This is a genomic window from uncultured Mucilaginibacter sp., from assembly GCF_903913935.1.
GTDB lineage: Bacteria > Bacteroidota > Bacteroidia > Sphingobacteriales > Sphingobacteriaceae > Mucilaginibacter.
The window spans coordinates 1-2,383 of the sequence record NZ_CAIWNH010000072.1 but is presented as its reverse complement, the minus strand read 5'-3'; the positions used below and the strand labels follow the sequence as shown (position 1 = coordinate 2,383).

The following is a 2,383-nucleotide window of genomic DNA, read 5'->3' as shown; positions in this document are numbered from 1 at the left end:
TTAAAAACTTGGTAATAATAATTGAACAACCGCCTTCGCCTTTACTGTAAAAACGCCCACTGCAATGTTCAGTTCCCTACGGAAACGCCTGCTTAGTGAAAAAAGCAAAACAAGGAATACAACACTGTAAAGCGTGCTAAATCCGATCAAACCAAGCCATGAAAGATGGTATTTAAAAGAATAAGAAATCAGGATGCAGCCTGCTACTATAATCCCTATCAATAAACTTTCATGTATCAGCTCTTTTAAATTTTGTACAGACAGGTTTGCTTTCCGGAATACTTTTTTAGGGTAATAGGCTATTAATATTAAAGTAGGTATAAGGAATGCCAGTAAAACACCAGTCATGCCGAGTACCTTTGAAAACACGAATAACAGGATCACATAAACGATGCTTCTGGCCATACTGATTAAACTGTTGCTTTTTATATGCCCCATTGAAAGGGTAATATTTGACAAGTTATAGCCTATGGATAATAAGAGGAATGAGCTGCACAAGATGATATTGTTAGTGTTTCCTATCCAAAACTGTTTCCCCACCCAATTTTCAGTAAGGTTAGCGCTAAACAAAATAAATCCGCATATGATAAAGCCGGTTGCCCAAAGCAGTATCGTCCATATCCGCATGATAACAATCCGGATCTTCTCTTTTTCATTGGCTCCAAACAAATGGGGCAATGAAGGCAGCATTGAAATAGTAATGTTATTAGCAAGGCCAGAAACAATTCTAAGCGGGCGGCGTGACAGGTCGAGTACCGCTACTGCTTTTGAACCAATATATCTCGATACAATAATGAGATCGATATTGGCGGCAAGGGTTTCAAAAAGATTGCTGGAAAATGTGAAGACGAAAACCTTTGAAAACGACTTGAAATAAGTAAATTGAAAGGATAGCTTAATTTTATTTTGCTTAAGCAGAATAATGGTGTAGGTAATAGCGAAAAGTAAAATAGACAAACCAAGAAAAAGGCTGCTGTAGGCAAGTGCATATACCCCGAATTTGAGCACCAGCAGAACTACTGTAACAATATTTGCCGCAACAATACAGCTGTATAAAAGGATTCCGTGAAGTTTGGTTTTGTGCCAGGCTAAAATTATGTTGCGAAAAGTGTCGGCTAGCAGGCTAAACGAGGTGCCCCATAAGGCGATCCTGAAGGCTTTTACAATATCGGTGCGATATTGCATATCGATATTGGCGATACTGCCAATAAAATATGATAAACCATAACCAACGATAATTGACAATATGAATAATATAATCGCAATTAAAATACCCGAGCTTATAGCTAGACCAAGCTCTTTTTCATTTTTCTCACCAAGTGCGTAGGATACCCGTTGTAAAAGAACGCCGGCTACTCCAGGGTCGACGATGGTGATCCAGGTAAGCACATTGCCGGTTGCCAGCCAGGCCCCGTATACCGCGCCGTTCATATAGTGCAAATACAAAGGAATGATTAACACCCCGTTTATCAATGTGATGATAAACCCAATGTTCAGAAAAAAAAGATTCCAGATAGTTGCTTTTTTTCTGCCTTCCCCTACGATGTTTTCTTTATCGGCCATTTAACTCGTTTAATTGAACTAACATTCAGTAATTGCTGATATGTTTATTTTTCAATATCACCTCAATAGAATTTATTTTACTGCTTTTTCCGGACTTTCATAATACCCGAACCCGTAACCGTATCCATATCCGTAACCATATCCATATTTGCCTTTTTGCTGGATGCCGTTCATAATCAAATTAAGGTTTTTAAAACGGCCCTCTTTATACAAAGCATTGATGAACTTTAAGCGCACTTTGGGTGTATAGTCGTGACGGATAACATAAAACGTAGCATCAGTATATTTTTCAATAACGAGGGCGTCGGTTACAAGGCCAATTGGAGGTGCGTCAACTATTATATAATCATACCTAAGACGGAGTATAGTAAATAATTCATCCATACGCCCATCTACCAATAACTCAACAGGGTTAGGTGGTATGAGCCCGCAGGTTATGATGTGATAATTTTCATACCCGGGAACTGAATAGATAATATCATCTAAGTCGGCATAACCGATCAGGTAATTGCTTAGCCCGGTTTTATGATCAATATTTAACTTTTCCTGTAATTTTGGCTTCCTGAGGTCGAATTCAAGTATAATCACTTTTTTGCCGGTAATGGCTAAACTTGCACCCAGGTTTAACGAAATAAATGATTTTCCTTCGCCACTTATGCTTGAGGTGAGCATAATAGTCTGCAGTTTTTTACCTGGCGATAAGAAAGAAAGATTAGTACGCAATGCGCGGATCTGCTCTCCAATGGCAGACCTGCCCATTTCCAGAACAAGCTCATTCGAATTCTCTGTTTGAGAAATTTCGGCAAGGACGGGGATGCTG

At 39.1% G+C, this 2,383-nt stretch carries 2 protein-coding genes; both read right to left on the bottom strand.

Annotated features, from left to right (window positions below):
- Window positions 1–1,563 carry an MATE family efflux transporter gene (locus QZY09_RS02870; RefSeq protein WP_295667834.1) on the bottom strand — a complete coding sequence of 521 codons (1,563 nt, stop codon included), beginning with the start codon at window positions 1,561–1,563 and terminating at the stop codon, window positions 1–3.
- Window positions 1,564–1,635: 72 nt separating this feature from the next.
- On the bottom strand, window positions 1,636–2,383 hold a 748-nt coding region (locus QZY09_RS02865), incomplete at its 5' end, for a CpsD/CapB family tyrosine-protein kinase (protein ID WP_295667832.1).